The 21,779-nt window shown below is 46.8% G+C and carries 19 protein-coding genes; 16 read left to right on the top strand and 3 right to left on the bottom strand.

The genetic code is table 11. From position 1 onward, the window contains the following. Positions 1-11: 11 nt before the first annotated feature. Complete coding sequence (locus tag IQ241_RS03220; RefSeq protein WP_322743561.1) at positions 12-569, bottom strand: DUF3038 domain-containing protein; 558 nt, start codon at positions 567-569, stop codon at positions 12-14. Between the two features lie 115 nt (positions 570-684). Then, complete coding sequence (nfi, locus tag IQ241_RS03225) at positions 685-1,407, bottom strand: deoxyribonuclease V (protein WP_193904981.1); 723 nt, start codon at positions 1,405-1,407, stop codon at positions 685-687. Positions 1,408-1,666: 259 nt separating this feature from the next. Here nfi and IQ241_RS26115 point away from each other — a divergent pair, with 259 nt between their 5' ends. After that, a complete protein-coding gene (locus tag IQ241_RS26115) occupies positions 1,667-2,476 on the top strand; it encodes a lipase family protein (RefSeq protein ID WP_193904982.1) in 810 nt (269 codons plus the stop codon). After that, positions 2,442-2,789: a hypothetical protein gene (locus tag IQ241_RS03235; protein WP_193904983.1), complete on the top strand. Its 348-nt coding sequence runs from the start codon at positions 2,442-2,444 to the stop codon at positions 2,787-2,789. Before IQ241_RS26115 ends, IQ241_RS03235 begins: the two co-directional genes overlap by 35 nt. On the opposite strand, the gene IQ241_RS03240 is transcribed toward IQ241_RS03235, so the two are convergent. Continuing rightward, positions 2,786-3,880, bottom strand: coding sequence for a polysaccharide biosynthesis/export family protein (locus IQ241_RS03240; protein WP_193904984.1), 1,095 nt, complete (start codon positions 3,878-3,880; stop codon positions 2,786-2,788). The two genes, IQ241_RS03235 and IQ241_RS03240, sit on opposite strands and share 4 nt — an antisense overlap. A gap of 791 nt (positions 3,881-4,671) precedes the next feature. On the opposite strand from IQ241_RS03240, the gene IQ241_RS03245 reads away from it, so the two are divergent. The 14 genes from IQ241_RS03245 (at position 4,672) to IQ241_RS03310 (ending at position 21,682) form a co-directional block, all read left to right on the top strand. Further along, a complete protein-coding gene (locus tag IQ241_RS03245) occupies positions 4,672-5,811 on the top strand; it encodes a glycosyltransferase (protein ID WP_193904985.1) in 1,140 nt (379 codons plus the stop codon). Between the two features lie 54 nt (positions 5,812-5,865). Continuing rightward, positions 5,866-8,091 (top strand): GumC family protein, encoded by a 2,226-nt coding sequence (locus IQ241_RS03250; RefSeq protein WP_193904986.1) that lies wholly within the window; start codon positions 5,866-5,868, stop codon positions 8,089-8,091. Positions 8,092-8,171: 80 nt separating this feature from the next. Then, on the top strand, positions 8,172-9,107 hold the full coding sequence (gene hepC / locus IQ241_RS03255) for a heterocyst development glycosyltransferase HepC (RefSeq protein WP_193904987.1): 936 nt from the start codon (positions 8,172-8,174) through the stop codon (positions 9,105-9,107). 440 nt (positions 9,108-9,547) lie between these two features. Beyond that, positions 9,548-10,318 (top strand): sulfotransferase family 2 domain-containing protein, encoded by a 771-nt coding sequence (locus IQ241_RS03260; RefSeq protein WP_193904988.1) that lies wholly within the window; start codon positions 9,548-9,550, stop codon positions 10,316-10,318. Positions 10,319-10,364: 46 nt separating this feature from the next. Next, positions 10,365-11,801: an MOP flippase family protein gene (locus IQ241_RS03265; RefSeq protein ID WP_193904989.1), complete on the top strand. Its 1,437-nt coding sequence runs from the start codon at positions 10,365-10,367 to the stop codon at positions 11,799-11,801. Between the two features lie 26 nt (positions 11,802-11,827). Beyond that, on the top strand, positions 11,828-12,421 hold the full coding sequence (locus tag IQ241_RS03270) for an acyltransferase (RefSeq protein WP_193904990.1): 594 nt from the start codon (positions 11,828-11,830) through the stop codon (positions 12,419-12,421). Between the two features lie 163 nt (positions 12,422-12,584). Next, positions 12,585-13,505: a sulfotransferase family protein gene (locus tag IQ241_RS03275; RefSeq protein ID WP_228021334.1), complete on the top strand. Its 921-nt coding sequence runs from the start codon at positions 12,585-12,587 to the stop codon at positions 13,503-13,505. 66 nt (positions 13,506-13,571) lie between these two features. Continuing rightward, positions 13,572-14,513, top strand: a complete 942-nt coding sequence (locus tag IQ241_RS03280) for a glycosyltransferase family 2 protein (RefSeq protein ID WP_193904992.1) — start codon at positions 13,572-13,574, stop codon at positions 14,511-14,513. Continuing rightward, positions 14,510-15,601: an agl cluster protein AglQ gene (locus IQ241_RS03285; protein WP_193904993.1), complete on the top strand. Its 1,092-nt coding sequence runs from the start codon at positions 14,510-14,512 to the stop codon at positions 15,599-15,601. Before IQ241_RS03280 ends, IQ241_RS03285 begins: the two co-directional genes overlap by 4 nt. A gap of 123 nt (positions 15,602-15,724) precedes the next feature. After that, entirely contained in the window at positions 15,725-16,642 is a 918-nt protein-coding gene (locus IQ241_RS03290; protein ID WP_193904994.1) for a glycosyltransferase, read from the top strand. Positions 16,643-16,796: 154 nt separating this feature from the next. Further along, positions 16,797-17,771, top strand: coding sequence for a glycosyltransferase family 2 protein (locus IQ241_RS03295; RefSeq protein ID WP_193904995.1), 975 nt, complete (start codon positions 16,797-16,799; stop codon positions 17,769-17,771). Between the two features lie 2 nt (positions 17,772-17,773). After that, complete coding sequence (locus IQ241_RS03300; RefSeq protein ID WP_228021335.1) at positions 17,774-18,724, top strand: glycosyltransferase family 2 protein; 951 nt, start codon at positions 17,774-17,776, stop codon at positions 18,722-18,724. A gap of 94 nt (positions 18,725-18,818) precedes the next feature. Beyond that, positions 18,819-20,279, top strand: a complete 1,461-nt coding sequence (locus tag IQ241_RS03305; RefSeq protein ID WP_228021336.1) for an O-antigen ligase domain-containing protein — start codon at positions 18,819-18,821, stop codon at positions 20,277-20,279. A gap of 101 nt (positions 20,280-20,380) precedes the next feature. Further along, positions 20,381-21,682, top strand: a complete 1,302-nt coding sequence (locus IQ241_RS03310) for a hypothetical protein (protein WP_193904996.1) — start codon at positions 20,381-20,383, stop codon at positions 21,680-21,682. Positions 21,683-21,779: the final 97 nt, after the last annotated feature.

The following is a 21,779-nucleotide window of genomic DNA, read 5'->3' on the forward strand; positions in this document are numbered from 1 at the left end:
CCACCACCCCATCACCCCGCCCGGTCCACCAAACTCAACCACAGCCGCCTCACTCCGCCTGGACTGCTGTAAAAGAGCAGGTCGATTAGCAGCTGCAGCGCTAGCTGAGCCAATTCTGTCGGTTCAGGCGTTTTGGCAGCGGGCAAAGCGGAGTCATCGACCATCCGCTCTAAATAGGTATTGCTAAAGTTATCTAGATAGTCGCCCAGGACGGCGGCTCGGTGAGGCGGCTGTCCCTGTTCCGTCAGCTGCTCCAGGCGGGCAACGGCCTGGCGAATCAGACCGTGGTGCGCCGTGGCTAGCCGACAGGTAATCAGCACCAGGGCTCTGGCTTCGTCCACGTCGAGCTTTTTGCGACCCTGCCCCTTACGCAGCGGGCTGGACTGGCGCAGCCGCCACAGGCTAACCCGATCGGGCAGCAGGCTGTCGAGCTGCAGTTCCTGAGCTGCGGCTAAAATCGCTTCCGAACCAATGCCGACCAGCGCCTCTAAGGCCAGCAGCACCAGATCGAGCTGGGCTTTGATACTGCTCAGCTGGGCCGGGGGTCGATCGGTCCGGGAAGAATCCACAGTGAAACTCAGCGCAGGGTTAGGCCAATTCTGCCATAGCTGGCAATAGATTTATCGATCTTGATAGGAGCTTCATAGGAATGCCCTAACGGAATGGCCTTCACGCATGCACAGTTTAAAACAGACTCTTTTGCTCTAAGACTGGCTCGGTAGCCGCTGCGATCGCGGGCATCGCTCGCCGCCGAGAGGCCAGCCGATCGGCGAGTCGGGTGGTTTCCGGCAGGCGATACTTTGGCGTGCACTGCAAGACATAGCGGAGCGCCGTTTCTAGACTGATCTGATGGCCCGCTGAGACGTACAGCGGTTTCGTCGCTGACCGGCTGCGCAGCACCGCGCCGATTGTCTCACCCTGGTCGAGCAGCGGCACCCAGGCTCCTTTTTCTTCAGGCAGGTCTGAATGCTGGCCGACCAGCCGCGATTTGGCGACGCCGATGGTGGGCCGTTGCAGAATCAGCCCCAGATGGCAGGCGATACCCAAGCGGCGGGGATGGGCGGTCCCCTGACCGTCGCAGAGGATCAGGTCGGGCTCGGTTTTGAGCTGGGCCAACGCTGCCAAAACGGCTGGAATTTCGCGAAAGGAAAGCAGACCCGGGATGTAGGGAAAGTCCGTTGGGCGGCGAGCTAGCTGATACTCCAGCGGCGCTAGCTGGGGAAAGCTGAGCACGACCACGGCTGCCCGGGTAACCGCGCCGTCTTGCTCGAACCCGACATCAACCCCCGCTACGGTTGACACCGAGTCGAAACGATCTACAGTGACAATCTGCGATCGCAGCTGGTTTTGCAGCGCGATCGCGCTTTGGGCATCGGTCGGCCAGCGGTTAGGAAAGTTAATCTTCACAGGGTCTAACGGGGCAAAAGGTCAGGGTTAGGATTGGGGCATACGGGCCTGCAATCGGCCCAAAACAGGGCAGAACAATGCGGTTAATCACAATTGTGGCAGGGGGACTGACATTCTTGAACCTAGGCTGGGGGCACCCGGTCGTCGTCCAGGCCGCCCGGCCGATTGAAATTGTAGCGTCATCGCCAATGCCAGGCGCTGCCGAGTCTTCTCAGCCCGCTGCATCAGCTGGAATTGTGGCAGCTGAGTTTGCCCCACAGTGGGCAATAGCGCTGGGGCTGCTGCTGGGCGCGGGCGGATTGGCGACCCGGCCTGCCGCCGCGAGGGCACCTCTAAGTTCTACGACGCCCTCTATAGCTACATCCACAGCTACGGCTTTAGTGGCGTCCAAAAGCTGTTCGAGCGGTTTGGCTATCGAATTCTGCCGTCTCCCTACAAGGAGAACGACCTGACGGCTTTAAAAGTGACGCCCGACTACAGCACCCGGCTTGCTCTCAGCCTGGCGAAAATCGCCTATTTAAGCTATCAGGACAAAAAAACTGTGGCAGAGATTGTCCGCCGCTGGGGGATCGATATCAAACATGACTTTCGCTATTTCAACAACCAGGGGCGCGATACTCAGGCCTTCATGTTTCGCAGCGAACAGTTTATGGTGCTGGCCTTTCGCGGCAGTCAGGAACCCCAGGACTGGGTAACCAATTTCAGTACCCAGCTGCGCAGCTTTACCATTCGCCGAGACGGAGCAACAACGCTTTCTTCTTACAAAGGCCGGGTGCATACCGGATTTTTTCTCGCCTGGGCCATTATCGAGCAGTCGGTTCTGCACCAGCTCGATCGCTGGCAGCAGCAGGCGTTCCTTCAGGGTAAATCGCTGCCACCGCTGTACCTCACCGGCCATAGCCTGGGCGGTGCGCTAGCGTCCATGGCCGCCGCGGCTCTCTCTGACAATCAGATCGAGGTGGCCGGGCTGTATACCTTTGGCCAGCCTCGGGTAGGCGATCTCACCTTTACCCGTCAGCTCAGTCAGCATCTCGATGGCAAAGTTTTTCGCTTCGTCAACAATATATGACATCGTGCCCCACGTACCGCCGCCGCTCTCGCTGCTGAACCTCACTCGGTTCTATGGGCACTTCGGCAAAATCAAGTATTTCAACGCTCGGGGCATGATCGTGGCCAACTACCGGCTCACAGCCCGTTTGTTGGACGCGGCGGCAATCGGTTTTATCAAAGGACTCTTTGACCCGGGCCTCGACCTGATTAACGATCATCGTATGGAATATTACATCAGCCATCTGAATATGGCCCTGCGACAAGAGCTCGAAGACCTGGCCAGCCAAATGCTAGACACGGCTACAGGCACTAGTCCCAGCCGCCGGCGCTAAAAAATACTGAACAGTCGCAAGATACCGAACAGGGGCGAGAGCACGGCCCCGGTCGTATCTGAGGCTCGGGCTAGGCCGGAGCGATTGACCACGACGGCGTCATTTGGCCGCAGGGGCGGATTGTTTTCTTCATTGACTCCGGCCGCCAGGTCAACCTCGATGGTGCGCTGAGTGGCTGTCCCGTCGGGATTGAGGCGAACCAATTCTACCGTCCCGGTTCTCGCCCGATTGGTAAATCCTCCAGCCGCCAAAAGCGCCTGATTTAAGGGTGTGTTCGGCGGCACCTCAACCGCGCCCGGCGACTCGACTTCGCCAACCACGTTGATGCTGATCACATCTGGAGAGAAGCTAGCCGAAGCCAGGGCTGCCGTTTCGCTGGCCTCCAGCGCCGTGGCGGTCGGGATGACCACTGTGTCGCCATCTCGCAGGGCTAAATCCTGGCTGAGATCGCCGGTCTTGAGCAGCTCCCACAGGTTGACGTCAATCAGCTGGGCCGCTCCCGGGCGGTTGGGCTGAGTGCGAAACACCTGAATCTCCCGAATATTGGCCGACTGGGTGATCCCACCCGCTAGTTGCACCACGTCGGTGACGGTGGCCGGGCCGGGCTCTTCAGTACTGTTGAGCTCGTAGGAGCCGGGCCGGTGAACTTCGCCCGCGATCGCAATTCTCACCGGACGAGCTTCCAATAGGCTCAGCGTGACTACCGGCCGCTTGACATAAACCGAATAGCGCTGGGTAATCTCTTCCTTGGCCTGCTGCACAGTCATCCCCCCCACCGCCACCGGGCCAATCACCGGCGGATTGATATGCCCGTCGGCAAGGACCTGGTATTCGCCGCTGTAGTCGGGAATGCCGAGCAGGTTGATGCTGATGCGATCGCCAGTCCCTAAGACATATCCCTGGTCATTGAAAACAGGCGTCAGGGGTGACGTCTGAGCTTCCGCATTGGCTGCGGGAATCGCAGGAACATCCGGAGATAGCCCACCGTTCTCATCTATTTCGGAATCTATCCCAGAGCTGCTGCCTGGGTTGATTTCGGGAAGTTGCGCCTGAGCCGGATAGGCCAACAGCAAGCCTGCCCCACTGACCAAGGCAAAAACACTTAGATATTTGTAGTTAAGATCACTAAAAAATCGGACGAACCGCATAGTCACAAAGCCGAATGAAGACGAAAATAAAGGGAAGCAGCTGAGGTAAAAGGCTAGCGATGACAGTAAGTAGCCCCTGGAATCTAGATAAGATAACGCTCTCTATACTCCTATAGAGGACGTTAATCATTTTGCCTTGTTCCTCATATATACAATATTAGCGAGAAGCGTTAGCCGCGAAATGAACTGTAGTCGCAGATACCTACTTTTTGAATCGATATGAAGTAGATTGAAGTAGGTTTAGGACGGTACGTTTAGCTACAAAAGCTCACACAGCTTTGATTAAGCTGAGCACTTGGACCGTAAAAAAACTTTGCATATTTCTTAAAAAGCTAAAAATTATACATTTAAATAAGGGCTATGTCAAGTCAACAGGGTTAGAAATATCAAAAACAAGCATAATTCAGCCGTTTTTATTAAAAGTCTACTAAACTCCGTGAAGTATATTTTTCGCTCGCTTTACGAAAACTTTATAATTATTAAGCGATATTACTGCTAAAAATGGCGTTATAAAGTCGTCTGTAGTTCAGAAGCTCGTTACTGACGATGTCTTAAATTGGATGTCTTGAATACGACATTTTTCACTAGGCTAGCGAAAAACATTGGATTCGAAGGCGCTCAGGTATCTATCAATTTGAGTATAATTTCAAGGATTTAGCGCATTCGATTATACGAGTCCAAGCTACGGCAGCAGGCTGTAGTTTCATATACAGAGATGGACAAAAAGGTTTGCTATGAAGATAGCTTTAGTGCATGATTATTTAACCCAAAGAGGCGGGGCAGAGCGTGTATTCGAACTGCTTTGCAAGCGTTTTCCAGAAGCCGATATATTTACTTCCCTATATGCCCCGGAAAGTACCATTGATCTCAGCAATCGCGCTGTTCAGACCACCCGGCTACAGAGCCTCCCAGGCGCATCGAAGTATTTTAGACTGCTGGCCCCGTTTTACTTTCAGGCGTTTCAGGCGCTAGACCTGCAAGATTACGACCTGATTCTCAGTAGTACATCCGCTTTTGCCAAGGCGGTGCGGTCTCGCCGGGATGCCAAGCACATCTGCTTTTGTCACAATACAACCCGCTTCCTCTGGGACACTCGCACCTATTTGCGGGAGTACGGCACTTACCGCCTTCTGTATCCGGCTATTGAGAAGGTGTTTAGCCTGCTCAGAGATCAGGATTTGCAGTTTGGTCAAACCCCTGACCTTTATATTGCTAACTCGACGACGGTGGCCAAGCGGATTCGCCGAATCTATGGGAAAGACGCGATCGCGATTAACTACCCGATCGACAGCCGCCGCTTTACCTTCTCGGATCAAAAGGAAGGGTTTTACCTGGTGTCGGCTCGCTTACTGAGTTACAAGCGGGTAGACATCATTGTGGAAGCCTTCAACTGGTTGGGGTTACCCCTGATCGTCATCGGCGACGGCCCTGAACGCAAGCAGCTTGAGTCTAGAGCTCTGGGGAACATTCGCTTCCTCGGCCATGTCAGCGATACGATGCGAGCGCAGCTGATGGCCAAAGCCAGCTTCGTGCTGGTGGCAGCCCTGGAAGATTACGGCCTGGTGCCGATTGAAGCAAACGCCAGCGGCACGCCGGTCATCGCCTACGGGGCCGGAGGCGTGCTAGACACTCAAATTCCGAGACAGACGGGGTTGTTCTTCATGCGACAAACGCCAGAAGATTTGCAGGCAGCAGTCCTTGAGGCTAGTCAGATGATCTGGGATCACGCCAAAATTCGAGACCACGCGCTCAGCAATTTTAGCGAATCCGTATTTTTTGACAAAGTCGATCAGACGGTCAAAGCGGCCTGTGGCGGAGTCTTCTACGGGAACACGTCAGAGCGCGAAAAAGTCAACCATTTAATCAGTTTGTAGCAGAGCCGCCCAGCCTACTTCAAACTGCCAGCTATGGGTTAAGTAGAACAAACTATGATTTCGTCCAATATTGATAAAACAACAGAGCCAGAATTAGGTTACGGTCAGCTGCTCGCGGTTCTAGTCCGACGGGGGAGCTGGTTACTAGGCGTGCTGGCAGTTACTCTGGCAGCAGCGATTGTTTTTACCCTGAGAGAAGAGCCGACCTATGAAAGCTCAATGCAGCTGCTGGTAGAGCCCAACTATCAGGGAGAACAAGACCCAGACGACCAGTTAAATCGCAGGCCAGATCGCAAGTCAGAGCAGGATTACGCAACTCAGATTAATCTGATGCGCAGCTCACAGTTTACGGAACAGGCCGTAGCCCAGCTGAAACCCCGATACCCCGATCTGACAGCGAGGGAGGCCCAGAATTCGCTAACGCTGCGTCAGGTGGCTGAAGACGACGTCGATACTCAGATTTTTGAGCTGACCTATGTCAGCGAGGATCCGGTCAAGTCGAAGGCATTTCTCGATACGCTCCAGGGGATCTACCAGGACTACAATCTTCAGCAGCAGGAGCTCAGGCTCTCTAAAGGCGTCAGCTTCATCAACAGTCAGCTGCAGGCCGCTCGTGAAGACGTCACTCAAACCCAGACTGAGCTAGAGCAGTTCCGCCAGAACCAAAACCTGATTGATCCCCAGCAGCAGGCGATTGCCCTGACCAATGCACTAAACCAAATTGAAGAGCAGCAGCAGGACATTCGGTCTGAATATTCTGGGGTTCAGGCCCGCTATCAGGCCTTGCAGCAGCAGGTTAGCCTGAATCCGGGGGCGGCCCTGATGGCAGCCCGGCTGAGTCAGTCTTCGCGCTACCAAACCCTGCTGAATGAGCTACAGGCAACCGAGCTGGAGCTGGCACAGCTGCGCTCGGTCTACACCGATGCTGACCCCAAAGTTCAAACCCTGCTCGACCAGCGACAAAATCAGCTAAACCTCTTACAGCAGCAGGTTTCCGAGGTTTTAGGAGATATTCCGGCTGACCTCGACACGTCACCCGAAAGACTTTTGGAACAGGGGCAGCTCAGCCAGGTTGATCTAGAGATCGTTAACAACCTGGCTGCGGCAGAAGCGGATCTCGTCAGCCTAGAAGCTCGGCAGCAGAGCCTGGCTGCCTCCTCCCAGGATCTGCGGGGGCAGCTAAATCAGTTTCCCAGCCTGATTGCCCAATACGATCGCTTGCAGCCCGAGTTAGAAATCGGACGGACGGTGGTTGAAAAACTTTTAGAAGCGCAGCAGGCACTCAGAGCCCAGCTGAGCCGGGGCGGTTTTAGCTGGCAGGTGGTGGAGTTTCCGAATTTAGGCCGAAAGACTGGTCCTAATCCTAAGCAGAATCTGCTTTTGGGCGCTATTGTTGGAATCTTTCTAGGCGCGATCGCGGCTTTTATTCGTGAGGCAATTGATGGTGTCGTTCACACCTCCGATGAACTAAAACAGCAAACGGCTCTACCGCTGCTGGGAATTGTGCCGAGCCTGCCGTCAGCCAGAGCGGGCCATTTCCCTATCGGCCTATCCCTGTTCTCTGGCCAGAATGGCGCCAATCAAGTTCAAGCCTACAGCTGGCAGCCCTTTCAGAATGCTCTCGATTTAATATACAAAAATATTCAGTTTCTCAACCCGCTGTCTGCTGTTAAATCTCTGACGATCACCTCAGCCCTCGAAGGTGAAGGCAAAACCACTCTAGCGGTGGGGTTAGCCCTCAGCGCCGCTCGTGCCAACCAGCGAGTGCTGGTGATTGATGCCGACCTGCGTCGGCCCTGCCTGCATCGTTATCTCAGCCTGCCTAACGAGCAGGGGCTGGCAGAGAGTTTAGAGAGCAGTTCTATCAGTCCCAATCCGGTTGAGGTGACGCTGCTCGGCTCAAATTTCGACGTCTTGACCGCAGGCAGCGTGTCGTCAGAGCCGGTCAGGCTGCTGAACTCCCAGCGGATGCAGACGCTGATGACGACTTTCGTCGCTCATTATGATCTGGTCATACTCGACACGCCACCAGTTCTAGGCGTGGTCGATGCGGTTCAGGTCGCCTCCTTGACCAGTGGCACCATTCTAATCGGGCGACTCGACCGGGTCACTCAGGATGAGCTCAACCAGGCCGCCGAGGCCCTGAGCCGACTTAACGTTCTAGGAATTGTTGCAAATGGTTCTAAAAAACGCTCGAATCAGTACACCTACCTGCCTGAACGCAACGGCAACACGCCAACGCTGGGGCTTTTAGCCGCTAGCAGTCCAAGCAGAAACTAGTAAAAATAGGATTCAGGATTCTCTAAGTTTTCTAGGTTTAAATTTTCACTTATTGATTACCAATCAGGGCTTATCCTCTCATGACCAAATCTCACCTCCTCTTGACCACATCTAGAATTTCTCTTTTAGAAACTCTCGAAGCCGACAGCGGTCAACGTTCTATTCCTAACTATACGCTCAAGTGGAAGGCCCGGCGGCTCTGGGTGAGCTGCAAATTGAACGAAACTGTTCGCGTTCCAGCGCTTAAGAGCAAACAGTGGCTTCAAGACTGTCTCAATCGGTCTTTTATTCAGGCCGTTTACATTGACTTGAGTGCTGGTGAAGCTGAACTTAAACAGTGGGCAGAGTCCTGCCATCAGGCTAATCTGCAGGCTTTTGTGCGGCTACCTACGCTGTCGAAATTGCCTCAAAAGCAATGGCCGCTAAAGTGGGTACTGAAGCGATCCAGCGACTGGCTGGTAGCAGCTCTGTTACTGCTGCTCTTGAGCCCGCTAATGCTTATTTTAGGGTTTCTTGTTCGGTTTACCTCCTCAGGTCCAATATTTTACCGACAGTGGCGAGTAGGCCATCGGGGCAAGCTTTTCCAAATCATCAAGTTTCGAACTATGAAAGCCGATGCTGAAAAGCTCCATAATCAGGTCATGGCAAACCAGCCAGGACTCCATAAGTGTAAGGACGATCCCCGAATTACCCAGATAGGACGCTGGATGCGAAAATTTAGCTTGGACGAGCTTCCACAGCTCTTGAATGTACTGCGCGGTGAGATGAGTTTAGTAGGGCCAAGACCCTGGGCGCTGTATGATGCCGTACGGATTGAACCAGAGCTACAAGGTCGGTTAAATGCAGTACCGGGGATTACAGGGGCATGGCAGGTGACAACGCGATCTCATAACTGCGATTTGGCATCTGTAAACCGAATGGACTTAGATTATCTTCATCAATGGACTTTTCGAAAAGATTTAAAGTTCCTATTGCTGACGGCACCCAAAGTTTTTACGGGGTTTGGGGCTTACTAAATCGGCTACCGATTGATGTTTTAGCTAGATAAACTCTTTCACTAGTTTCAATATGAACCAGCAAGTCACTGGGACTGCACATTTTCAAAGTTTAGATAAAGCTCTAAGGGATCATACCAACTTCGAAGATTCACAAACTTGGAGCCAAAATACTACAGTGAGTCAAACGCTTAAAACAGGAATTTTCGTTCGTAAGTACCAATTCCGGTTGCAAACCTGACATATTAAGTGCATCCCAATCTTGTAAGTCTAGGATTGAGACAGGCTTTCAATACCCTTGATTTGAATATGTTAAGCCCCAGAATATTTATGCTTATTGCAAAACTGGGATGCACTCAACTTACTCCTAAGATTCAACGAACATGAGATAAGAAAACGAACATGAGACAAGAAATTGAAGGCTTTTGATTCCTGTTCTAAAAACGCGACTTAGGATAAAGATGAATCTACAATCAATTAGTGATAAAGCCAAAAAACTTTTAGTCTTAAACAAACCACACATATTTTTTATGCGCATTCCAAAAACAGGAAGTACCTCTATCGATCTTGCAATAAGCCGGCATTATCCTGCAAATTCTTATGAAATAGATTCATTAAAATCCTTGCAAGCGACTGAAGCAATGCATTACGGTGAAAACATAGATTTCAATCAGTGTCTACAGTTACGAGAAGCATTAGCTGCTTATGCTATGTCAAAAGACATAAAATACATTTCCGGACACGTACCATATTTGAAGGCTCTTGCAGAGGCTCACCAAGAAAAATACGTATACGTAACTCTATTAAGGGACCCTGTTAAGCGGTTGATTTCGAAGTATTTTTTTAATTTTCAGAAGTCTGACAATCACTGCAGTATCGACATAAGTTTGTCAGAATATCTCGACTCAGAAAAAGGTATTCAGTCAGGTTGCGAATACATTAAGTATCTTAAAGGAATATCGAAAGCAAATAGCTACTCTCTTGAATCTGAAATTTCAATAGCGAAAAATAATTTGTCTAAGTTTAATGTCGTGGGCACTTTGGAAAATCTTGAAAAATTTGTTTCAGACTTTTATGGAAAAACCGGCATTCAATTAAAAATCCCTCACAAAAATGCAAGAGAAGGAGCTAATGCAAAACCACAGCTAGATAAAACTACCTTAAAGAATATAGAGAGTGTATGTCGGCCAGACATTGAATTATATGAGTACTTAACTCACATCAAAGGCTGATTATACAAAATAGAGCAGTGTTCTTCATTTAAGCAAGATTTCATACATGAGTTTACGACAGAAAGCAATTCGAGGAGCAATGTGGTCTGCAGTAGAGAAATGGGGCGCTCAGCTTGCTTCAACGGCTGTCTTTCTAATTTTAGCTCGACTACTGGGTGCTGAGGCGTTTGGGCTAGTGGCTCTCGCAAATGTATTTTTAGCCTTTATGCAAATCTTCTTAGACCAAGGATTTGCTCAAGCAATTATTCAAAAAGAGGAACTAAACCCAGAGCATTTGGACACAGCCTTCTGGACGAGCGTGCTGACGAGTATTCTGTTTGTTCTAGCGATGTTTACTGGAGCTGGATTTGTCGCGGATTTCTATGATGAGCCAGACCTAGCGCCGATTATTCGATGGATGTCGATTAGCTTCTTTTTTGGAGGAATGAGTAGCGTTCAGTCAGCCATACTGAAGCGGAACATGCTGTTTAAAGCTTTTGCGACTCGTTCTATAATTGCAACGGTGGCTTGTGGTATAGCTGGAGTGTGTGCGGCAGTATTAGGTTTGGGAGTGTGGAGTTTAGTTGTTAAAGAACTTGTCTTTGGCTCGTCTGGAGCTATTTTGCTCTGGAGTATTAGTGACTGGCGTCCTAGACTTCGTTTTTCTGCCTCACACTTTAGAGAACTATTTTCTTTTGGCATTAATATTATTGGCTTTAACTTCCTAAACTTCTTCAATAGACGATCAGATGATATGTTAATCGGATATTTCTTGGGACCAGTGTCGCTAGGCTACTACAGTGTTGCCTATCGCTTGCTTCTCATTATGATAGATCTTTTAACAAGAGTTACCTCGCAAGTGGCGCTGCCAGTTTTTTCAAGAATGCAGAGAGAACCGGCCAAAATGCGCAGCGCATTTTACCAAGTTACTAAGCTCACTAGTCTTGTTTCATTTCCAGCATTTCTAGGAATGGCAGTGCTTGCTCCAGAAATTGTATACTGCCTTTTTGGAGAACAGTGGATGCCAAGCGTACCTGTAATGAGGATTTTAGCTTTTATAGGTATTCTACAATCTGTTTCTCAGTTCAGTGGAACTATACTATTGGCCTCGGGTAACCCTTCTCGGAGACTGGCAATACAGTTCTTGAATGCCTCATGTAATGTACTGACTTTTATCTTTGTAGTTCGTTGGGGTATTGTGGCTGTAGCACTAGGCTACGTATTACGTGGATATATCCTATCGCCAATACCTCTAATTGTTATTAGAAATATAATTAAGATAAGCCTGACAAAGTACTACTCACAGTATGCACTGCCATTGTTTTCATCGGCAATAATGGTTACGACAATCTTTGGGGTCAAGAGTTTATTGAGTCATACACTAAACTCATACGCAGAGCTAACAATCCTTGCACCTCTCAGCATTCTGACGTATACGATTATAGTTCTTCTGATATCACCAGATCTTCTCGGCCAAATTAAAAGACTTATTATTTCAGCCTAAATCAACTGAGAGTTGGAGGCGAATGCATGAAACAGATTGATACATGGAAAAGTTTTATAAAGAGGAAATTAGCGAAAAATATTGCAAAATATTGCACCTATGGAGAATCTATTATCTTAATGGAAAAAAATGAGCATTTAAAAGAACGACTTAAGTTCTGTGGCAGGGGTGTTGTCATCAACGGACAAGTGACGGTTGTTTGTCCAGAGAATATTGTTATTAAGGATAACGTCCACATAGGAGAAAACTCTTATTTAGATGGCAGAGGAAGTATTGAAATCGGCGAAAACACTCATATAAGTCGGAACTTCGTTGTTCATTCATCAAGCCATAATTACAACGGTACAAAATTGCCTTACGATGACACTTATGTGCTTAAGCCTATTAAAATTGATAGAAATGTTTGGGTTGGAACGCATGTTGTTTTAGTTCCTGGGGTTTCAATAGGTGAAGGAGCAATTATAGGAGCAGGTACAGTAGTCACCAAGGAAGTTCCGGAATTCAATATCTTGGGTAGTCAACCTGCCAGAACTCTAAAGCTTCGTAATATTGAGCATTATAGACAGACCGACTTTTTGAAAAGATATGGTGGCGTTTCCGGCAGAGACATCAACTTATAAACCGCGTCCATGTTGAGACCCAAAGTTTTCGATGACATGACCGAAGAACTGAAAGCCTTATCTGGAGGCTGCTTCAAGCTAATCCTAAAAACCGCAGTTTTCAAGTTGGACGAGGTATAGTTCAAATGATTTTGAACAATAGTAGATTAAGGAGCTTGTTAGTTTGATTAAACTACCATTCATGAGAAGAACAGTAAGCCAGCGATTTTACGATTCACCTAATTCTATCGAGGGTAGAATATTTGTGGTCGGTTGTCCTAGATCTGGGACAACTCTATTGCAGAGATTGATAAGTAATCATCCTGAAATCACGTCATTCCCGGAAAGCAAGTTTTATCAAAGATTAGTTGACTCAAAATCTCAAAGAGCGAGATACGGTATAGTTTCGAAGCGCGCTAGAGAAACGGTGAGTTCTTTCTTAGAATTAATTGAGAGTGAAGAGCTGTTATATCTGTTTCCTAGCAGAATAGCTTTTGTTTCTGAGTATTCAAGCGCTTTTGTTAAGGTCCTAGATATTCTGTCTATTCAAAGCGGAAGTTCATATTGGCTTGAAAAGACACCTGCTCATTTGCATTATATCGACCTAATTAAAAAGCTTGTTCATAAAGCGAAGTTTGTTCATATTGTCAGGGAACCACTTGATGTTGTTGCTTCGCTTTATGAAGTTAATCTAAAATATCCTGAATTGTGGTGGGGTTCAGCAGATATTGACCGATGTATAGAGCGATGGCTACATGATGTTGAAATAACAAAGCGCTATTCGATTCTAGGGCAAGATCTTTATATTACTTACGAGGAACTTACGCAGCAAACAGAGGCTACTCTTGAAAACGTCTGTAAATTTATAGGAGTTGAGTTTACGAGTGAAATGCTTACTTTGAAAAATGAAGAGACAATTAAACTGGTTAGGAAAAGCGAAGCTTGGAAGGCCAGAACAAATCAGCCAATAGCATATACAAAGCATGAAAAATTCAACCGTATCTTTAATGACCACCAAAAAGAAAGAATTTGTGATAGCCTTTTAATGGCCGATCTATCTTTTTTGCCGGAAAGCTATAAAACTAATATTGTCAGTTATTTTTAAATTTAATATTTCATCTGTATATAATAAATTTCTTCGATAACTTTGATCCATTTTAGAGGTATATATATGACCGGAAAGAAGCGGCATGAGGATACTATTTGCGATGAAGGAAATGACTTTCACCCATTGGTCTCAGTGATAATCCCTGTTTTCAACGATTTTTCTAGATTGCTTCTGTGCTTAACTTCTTTGAGAAATCAGAGCTATCCGAAAGACTATTATGAAATTATTGTGGTTGACAATAATTCTACAAGTTTTTTTAATCTTTCCCACAGTGAATTTGGAGAAATTAAGTTATGCTTTGAGGCCACTCCTGGCTCATATGCAGCACGTAATAAGGGAATTTCTGTAGCCAAAGGAGATATATTTGCTTTCATCGATTCAGACTGTGTGGCGCAGAAAAGCTGGATAGCGAATGGAGTCGCGGCGTTAGAATCAGCATCAGCCCATTTAGTAGGTGGGCAGGTGACTTTTATTTTATCGCCTCAAAGAACACCGGCGGAAATCTATGATTCGCTAACTAATATGCAGATTGAGCGAAATATCGCAGAAAGGAAAGTCAGCAAGACTGCCAATCTGTTTGTACGCAGAGAGATATTTGACTCAGTTGGCTTGTTTCCACAGCATCTTAAATCCGGCGGAGACGTAGCCTGGACAAAGAAAGCTACAGATTCTGGTCACTTGTTAGCTTACTCAAAAGAAGCTGAGGTATTCCATCCAGCCCGCAAGCTACCACAACTACTGAAAAAGCAATTTCGCGTTGGCAAAGGACAAACTACGATGAGGTTGGCAGAGGGACAAACATTAAAGAAGATTGCTATTGACACAATTTTTTGCTTTAAGTATCCTAGAATTCAATTTTTGACTGACAAAATTGAACCAAAGTATGAAGAAGAGGTCATGTCGAGGCCGTTAGCAATTCTTTTAGTTATCTGGTTATGTAATATTTCGACGGGTCTTGGTAGATTCACTACAATATTAATTAAACTAGTAACTTCACTAAAATGACAAAACTTTACGATATTTTGATAAGAAGCGCTACAGCTGCGCTGCAGCTGCAAAATCAGGAAACAGGTTCTATGCCTGCTGGTCATAATGGCCCCTATTTTGACATTGAGACGCCAGTTCGCAATACCTCACACTGGTTGATTACTTTCCTGCATGCATATTCTTTTTCTCGCAAAAAATCGTTTTTAGCAGCTGCTGAGCGCGCCATAACGTATCTCTGCAGTAGAGATGCCCGTCCAGTAGGTGCAACATTTTGGCATCGTAAAAACTCGGCAAAAGATACGTGTAACGGTCTCATGGGACAAGCTTGGACTATAGAAGCGTTAGTTGAAGCAGCGATACAACTTGAAAGGCCAGAACTTATCAAACTTGCCGAAGAAGTTTTCTTACTGCATCCTTTCGATGACAACCTCGGTCTCTGGCAAAGAGTGAGCGTTGATGGAACTTATTTGGATTTTGACTATACATTCAACCATCAGCTTTGGTTCGCTGCAGCGGGTAGTATGCTTTCCAAGCATGCAAAGAGTGAAGTGGGAGCGCAAATTAAACGTTACATGAGCATAGTTCCGTTTTCATTGGAAGCTCATTCTTCAGGATTAATTCGACACAATAATAGTTGGAATAGGTTTAAAATTACGACCCGCATTATTAAAAGGTTGAAACTACGTCGTTCAGCAAAAATGGTTAAGTATTTGACGCATAAAGAAATAGGTTACCACAGCTTTAACTTATATGCTTTTAGTCTCATTAGAAGTTGCTATCCTAACCATCCATTTTGGGATTCCAGAAAGTTTAGAAGAGTGCTTCAATATATGACTTCGAATAACTACAAAGAGGAAATAGAGAACAATGAGTACGGTTATCCCTATAATCCACCAGGGTTTGAAGTTGCTTTTGCCATGAGTCAATTTGTGCCTAATTCTACGAAGGAGCAAGAATACTGGGTGTCGAGGCAGTTACAGCGGTGCTATGACTTCAAAAAAGATTTAATGTGTTTGATGACGAAGGATCACATGACTGGCTCAGCGAGAATATATGAAGCTACTCGTATATCTGACCTCGCACTGACTCAAAAACCAATCGCTTAGCTGAGTTTTACTGACGCGCTAACAAAGCTTATTGATTGAATTAGGCGAAAATTTGCCTAGTTGAAGTCTGTATTTATTCTTTCTCGAAGAATATGAAATCTATTTCTTACGAAAACTGAATCTATGCATATCACAAGTTCAGCTCTCATAGCAGTCATAGTTCCAGTATATAACGATCCAAAGCGCTTGCGGATTTGTTTGGAAGCTCTTGATAAACAAACCTTGTCCAAAGAACGGTATGAAATTTTAGTAGTTGATAATAATTCATCACAGAGTATTGAAGATGTTGTTAAAAATTTTCGACAAGCTGTGTTATGTCATGAGAAGCGACCGGGTTCTTATTCGGCTAGAAACAAAGGCATTTCTCTTACAAAAGCAAGGCTCCTAGCATTTACTGATTCTGACTGTGTTCCTGAAAGTGATTGGTTGGAAAAGGGGCTCCATTACTTGCTGTCTGCTCCAAATTGTGGTTTTGTTGCCGGCGGCATTGATTTCTTCTTTAATAAACCTAATAAGCCTAATCCTATAGAACTTTACGATAGCCTTTTCTATCTCCAACAAAAAATCTATGTAGAAGAGCAAGGGTGGGGAGCTACAGCTAATTTATTTACTCATAAGCATATTTTCGAAAAAGTAGGCTTTTTTAATGCGAATTTAAAGTCTGGAGGTGATGCAGAGTGGGGAAGAAGAGTTACAGCCGCTGGATACACTGCTGTTTATGCAGAGGATTGTTGTGTATTTCATCCTGCTCGCTCCTCGCTAAAAGAATTGCGTAAAAAGATCCGTAGGACATTAGGCGGAGTACTTGATATTGATTGTATTAGCCAGAATGACCAAATCCTTGAGGCATTTTCACGTAAAGGTAATCTATTATCTCATCTGCGACCACCGCTGCGCTCCTCATTCCGGAAGTCTTTCCAAAATCAAAGTTTGCATAGTCAGCATCAAAAGATTATTATCTTCATGATGGTTTTCTTCCTTCATTATCTCAAAGCATTCGAGGTCTATCAACTTCAATCTGAGAAGTTGACATTCCGCTAAATGTTATCTCCAAATATGCTATTAGCTAATAGAACATAAAAGCTATGAATAGGTAAATTTCACGCCAAAGCCGTCTTATACTACCGAAAAGTAAACCGAAAAGTAAAAAGTATTCTAGCCTCAGCCCTTAACTTATACCTCAGTACGCGTGTCCATGAAAGCCCCTGAAGTTTCTGTGATCATTCCCGCTTATAATGCAGCGTCATACCTTCCTGAAACAATCGAGAGTGTTCTGAAACAAACTTTTCAGGATTTTGAAGTCCTTGTAGTTGACGATGGAAGCGTTGACAAAACTACCGAATGTGTTTCTAGCTTTACTGACAGTCGAATTAAGCTATTTAACCAGGCCAATCAAGGCTGTGCAGCTGCTCGCAATACCGGCCTCGGTGCATCTCAAGGTCGATATGTCGCATTTCTAGACTCCGACGATCTCTGGGAAACAACGAAGCTAGAAAAACAGGTAAAATGCTTAGAGGAAAACTCTGAAATAGGCCTGGTTTATTCTTGGGTCGATTTCTCTGATGCAGATGGAAATCCTACTGGTAAAGTACGAAAAGTTTTTGCTGAAGGGAATGTTTTTAAGCAAATGATTGTTGGTAATTTAATTTCCTGCGGTAGTGTTCCTCTGGTTCGACGTGTATGTTTTGAGGCAGTGGGTCTCTTTGATACTAATTTGTGGACTGCAGAGGACAAAGATATGTGGCTACGAATTTCAGCTCACTATCCTTTCGCATTGATAAAAGAGCCTTTGGTTTACTACCGACAGCATTCCAACAGTAAATCTTCAAAAGGGTTTAGGCGGCGAGAGCAAGATTTCCAAAGAATTATGAGCAAACTTCCTGAATCTTTGCTGGTAGAAGGGTCGTTAGAGTGGAAGAAAGTCTACTCGCAGCAATATCTTTACTTCGCCTGGCGGGCTTATGAAGGGAAATCTTACAGAGAATGTTTCAAATACCTGCTTGATGCGGCTCGTTTCCATCCGCTTTCCCTCTTTTTAAAGGAGTTCATTCACTTATCAAGCCTTTTGTGTGTAAAAACTTTAATGGGGGAAAGCAGCTATAGGAAGCTAAGACGTCTCATTATAGGTTCCTCGAAGCATTGTAATCATTTATTGAAAAGGCAGCTCTAATAATGAAGGTCTCAGTCGTCATCCCGGCCTATAATGCTATGTCCTATCTACCTCAAGCGGTAAATAGCTTACTTCAGCAGACCTTCACAGACTTTGAAGTCCTCATCGTTGATGACGGCAGCTCAGATAATACCGCCGTCTGGGCCTCACGACTCCACGACCCTCGCTTCAAGCTCATCTCTCAACCCAATCAGGGAGCCGGGGCTGCCCGCAACACGGGTGTCAAAAATGCTCAGGGTGACTATGTTGCCTTCCTTGATGCTGACGACTTTTGGGCTCCTACAAAGCTTGCTAAGCAGGTCCAGCGTCTCGATCATCAGCCCGAGGTGGGCTTAGTCCACACTTGGATTACCTATGCAAATCCTGACGGCAGCCTGAGCGATCGCGTCATGAAGACTGCAGGCGAAGGTCATATCTGGACCCAGGTCGTCGTCTACAACCCGCTTCGGTGCGGCAGCACTCCTATGGTCAGACGGGAATGCTTTAAGGAAGTCGGGTATTTTGACCTGAGCCTCAAATATGCTGAAGACTGGGACATGTGGATTCGCATCGCCCGCAAATATGCCTTTGCAGTCATCCACGAACCCCTAACCTATTATCGCCTTCATCCCTTCAATAAATCCAAAAATTATGAAGGGCAGCTCAAAAGCTTTTGCCAAATCCTTGACAAGGCCTTTAAATCGCCCCCACCCCAATCTAGTCATCTCAAAAGCCGCTGCTACGCCAGAGCCCATCTTCACGCTGCTTGGCGCGCCTACTCTTCAAATGCCTACGAGCGGGCCAACACCTTAATGTTTCAAGCCATTGGCTATGACAAGCACCTGCTGCTTCATGGTAACTGCCTACACCTGCTGCTTAAGCTCTCAGCTATTCATCTGCCCCTGTTGAAGCTACCTATCGAGGTTCTAATTTTCCTGAGATACCGTCTGCTCGGAGGAAAAACTCTGTACTAAAGCCGCCTTTAATTCCCGCAACTCACTAGCTCATCTAGCTGTAGCATCGGAGTTATCAATGGAAAATCAGCAGCACCAAGGCTCTCAGCCATGATTGCTCAAAACCTATCTTAAAGCGGTTTACCTACCCATCTGTAAAATTGTGAACAACAGAGAGCGCATACGCCCGAAGTTTATACTGCCTATCCAACTTCAGCCTGCTCTAGAATGGAGCTTGATTTTGGGTTTTGGGCTGCTATGTGCCCTCTGCATATTAGTCGGAGTTTCTGCTCCCCTGCGTATTCTGTTTCCCTCAGGGGCATTATTGATTGGCACTGTTCTCTACAGCCGTCAACCCGTCCTTTATGTAGGCTTTACCTGGTGGCTGTGGTTTTTGTCTCCCTGGGTTCGACGGCTGATTGACTACCAGAGCGGCTGGCAAAATCCCAGCATTGTGCTGCTGGCGCCGCCGCTAGTCACTATGGTCTCTTCCATAACATTGCTCCGTTTTCTTCCCAATGCCCATCGCCATGGGGGACTACCGTTTACCCTTTGCTTTGCCAGCGTCTTCTACGGATTTTTGCTTGGATTGGTTCAGAACTCATTAGCTGGGAGTATCGTTGCATTGTTGAACTGGTTGCCCCCACTGGTGTTTGGTTTTCATCTGTTTGTCAACTGGCATCTGTATCCGGCCTACCGTCAAAACATTCAGCGCACATTTCTCTGGGGCGTACTGGTCATGGGAGCATACGGCGTATGGCAGTACCTCACTTCTCCAGAGTGGGATCGCTTCTGGCTAATCAACGTGGATACCCCCGTATTCGGCGATCCAGAGCCATTAGGTATTCGGGTATGGAGCACAATGAATTCTCCCCAGCCCTTTGCTGCAGTGATGATGGCGGGACTCATTCTGCTGCTGAGCAATCGAGGAAGCTTGAAGTTCATCGCAACTGGGGTCGGGTATCTCGCTTTCCTGCTATCGCTAGCGCGCTCAGGATGGCTGAGTTGGATGGTCGGACTGCTGATTTATATTCCCTCACTTAAGTCACATTTACAGATCCGATTACTCATAACCCTGATGATTATGGCCTTGCTAGTTGTACCCCTGGCCTCAATGGAGCCGCTAGCAAGCGAAATCGCACCCCGTTTGGAGTCACTTTCGCAGACCCGCGAGGACAACAGCTATCAAGCTCGCTTAGAGGGATATAATCAATTGCTCGAAGAAGCAACCACAGAGTTCATTGGCCAGGGTTTGGGCGCTGAAGTAGAAAGCGATAGCTTAGGGAGCCGAGACAGCGGAGTTTTAACGCTGCTGTTTTCTCTGGGCTGGATAGGAACCATTCCGTATATCACGGGGATTTTTCTTATTTTCTCGAAGCTTTTTCAGAGTGCTGAAGCCGGCTTTGATAAATTTACCAGCGCAGCTCGTGCAATTGCTTTTGGAATATTCGCTCAGATTGGCCTTAATGTAGCCATGCTTGGCGCAGTCGGCATGGTACTCTGGGGTTTTTTAGGAATTGCTTTGGCTGCATCACGCTACAATACTCAAATAAAAACCCTTCATTCCCAATCTTAAATTTTGGAATTGTCAAATGTCTAATTAGACCAAATATGCACCTAAGTTAAGTTGCCAACAATCAACGTATCGCATCAAGACAGCCTCACGGTTCTAGTCCTATGCAAACAGTTTTAGCTACTTGGATTCAACGTTATAAGTTTTTACTAATGCTTTTGATAACTGTACTGTTTGCCTGTAATGCTTCTTTACCTAGTCAATCAAAATTTTTGACAGAGCCCGCTAAAAGTGCCAATTCATTTGTTGATTCAGCTGGCGTGGTAGTTCATCTCAACTATAGGAACAGTGCCTACAAGAATTACAATAATGTCATCAAGCCAAGACTGCAAGAATTGGGCATTCGCCACATTCGAGATGGTGTAACGATAGAAGATACGGCAACGCAGCAAAAGTTTATCGGACTGGCATCTGTGGGCATCAAATCTACTCTGGTTATGGATCCTAGGGACCAGCCGAAAGCATCGCTCGCTGTTGATATTGCTAAAGCCATGCCAACTTCGGTTGAAGCTGTTGAAGGTCCCAATGAATGGGATGTTTGGGATGACCTAACTTATAAAGAGCGGCCTTTCCCAGAAGGGGTTCGGATTTTTCAAGCTGAACTCTATGACTCAATCAAAGGGGATTTAGCAACGGCGGAGCTTGATGTTCTCAGTCCGACAGTAGCCTACTGGAATAATGCAAACCAGCTAGGTGAGGTAGACTGTGACTATGGTGCAATGCATAGCTATGCCGGAGGAAATCCACCCGGGACAGACCTGGAGCAGCACTGGATTCCGTCGGCAAAACTAATATGTCCTGCCAAACCTGTGATTGCAACAGAGTCTGGATGGCACAATGCAATTTCTAGCACCTACGGACAACCGGGTGTTTCAGAGGATGCTGCTGGAAAATATGTTCCCCGGTTATTTTTAGAATATTTTAACCGAGGAATTCGGAGAGCCTATATCAACGAGCTAATTAATAGATACCAAAACAGCGGTATGGAAGGTAATTTTGGCCTGTTGCGCTGGGACGGCTCTCCTAAACCAGCATTTATTGCCCTCAAGAACTTTATTGCGCTTATTCGAGATGACGTAGAAGGTGAATTTTCTCCAAGCGCACTCAGCTATTCGATATCTGGAGGAAATTCAGATGTTCACCATACTCTACTACAGAAGCATAATGGAAATTTTTATTTGATTCTTTGGCAAGAAGTTCGAAGTTTCAATTTGTCAAGCAAACGCGATATCTTAGTGACGGCTCAGCCTGTCACAGTAAATCTAGCCTCGACTATCAGGCATGGAAAACTCTACTATCCTCTGCAATCAACTACGCCTGAGGCTGAATATACCAATCCTACATCGATTGACCTAGAGGTGAGCGATGCGCCACTTATACTCGAGCTGTCGCCATCAACAAGTTGAAATAGTAATCGTTTATCCCAGATGTAATCCGTCAGATATCCCTACCAATTATTACTAACAACGAGTGTCGTAATTTAACAGCATAGAATTCGTAATG

The sequence above is a fragment of the Vasconcelosia minhoensis LEGE 07310 genome (assembly GCF_015207255.1).
Taxonomy (GTDB): domain Bacteria; phylum Cyanobacteriota; class Cyanobacteriia; order Phormidesmidales; family Phormidesmidaceae; genus Vasconcelosia; species Vasconcelosia minhoensis.

Excerpts from the sequence above, each read along its gene's own strand:
- IQ241_RS03235 (WP_193904983.1), top strand. The coding sequence starts at position 2,442 with ATGGCAAAGTTTTTCGCTTCGTCAACAATATATGACATCGTGCCCCAC.
- IQ241_RS03245 (WP_193904985.1), top strand. The coding sequence starts at position 4,672 with ATGAAGATAGCTTTAGTGCATGATTATTTAACCCAAAGAGGCGGGGCA.
- IQ241_RS03250 (WP_193904986.1), top strand. The coding sequence starts at position 5,866 with ATGATTTCGTCCAATATTGATAAAACAACAGAGCCAGAATTAGGTTAC.
- hepC (WP_193904987.1), top strand. The coding sequence starts at position 8,172 with ATGACCAAATCTCACCTCCTCTTGACCACATCTAGAATTTCTCTTTTA.
- IQ241_RS03260 (WP_193904988.1), top strand. The coding sequence starts at position 9,548 with ATGAATCTACAATCAATTAGTGATAAAGCCAAAAAACTTTTAGTCTTA.
- IQ241_RS03265 (WP_193904989.1), top strand. The coding sequence starts at position 10,365 with ATGAGTTTACGACAGAAAGCAATTCGAGGAGCAATGTGGTCTGCAGTA.
- IQ241_RS03270 (WP_193904990.1), top strand. The coding sequence starts at position 11,828 with ATGAAACAGATTGATACATGGAAAAGTTTTATAAAGAGGAAATTAGCG.
- IQ241_RS03280 (WP_193904992.1), top strand. The coding sequence starts at position 13,572 with ATGACCGGAAAGAAGCGGCATGAGGATACTATTTGCGATGAAGGAAAT.
- IQ241_RS03285 (WP_193904993.1), top strand. The coding sequence starts at position 14,510 with ATGACAAAACTTTACGATATTTTGATAAGAAGCGCTACAGCTGCGCTG.
- IQ241_RS03290 (WP_193904994.1), top strand. The coding sequence starts at position 15,725 with ATGCATATCACAAGTTCAGCTCTCATAGCAGTCATAGTTCCAGTATAT.
- IQ241_RS03295 (WP_193904995.1), top strand. The coding sequence starts at position 16,797 with ATGAAAGCCCCTGAAGTTTCTGTGATCATTCCCGCTTATAATGCAGCG.
- IQ241_RS03300 (WP_228021335.1), top strand. The coding sequence starts at position 17,774 with ATGAAGGTCTCAGTCGTCATCCCGGCCTATAATGCTATGTCCTATCTA.
- IQ241_RS03310 (WP_193904996.1), top strand. The coding sequence starts at position 20,381 with ATGCAAACAGTTTTAGCTACTTGGATTCAACGTTATAAGTTTTTACTA.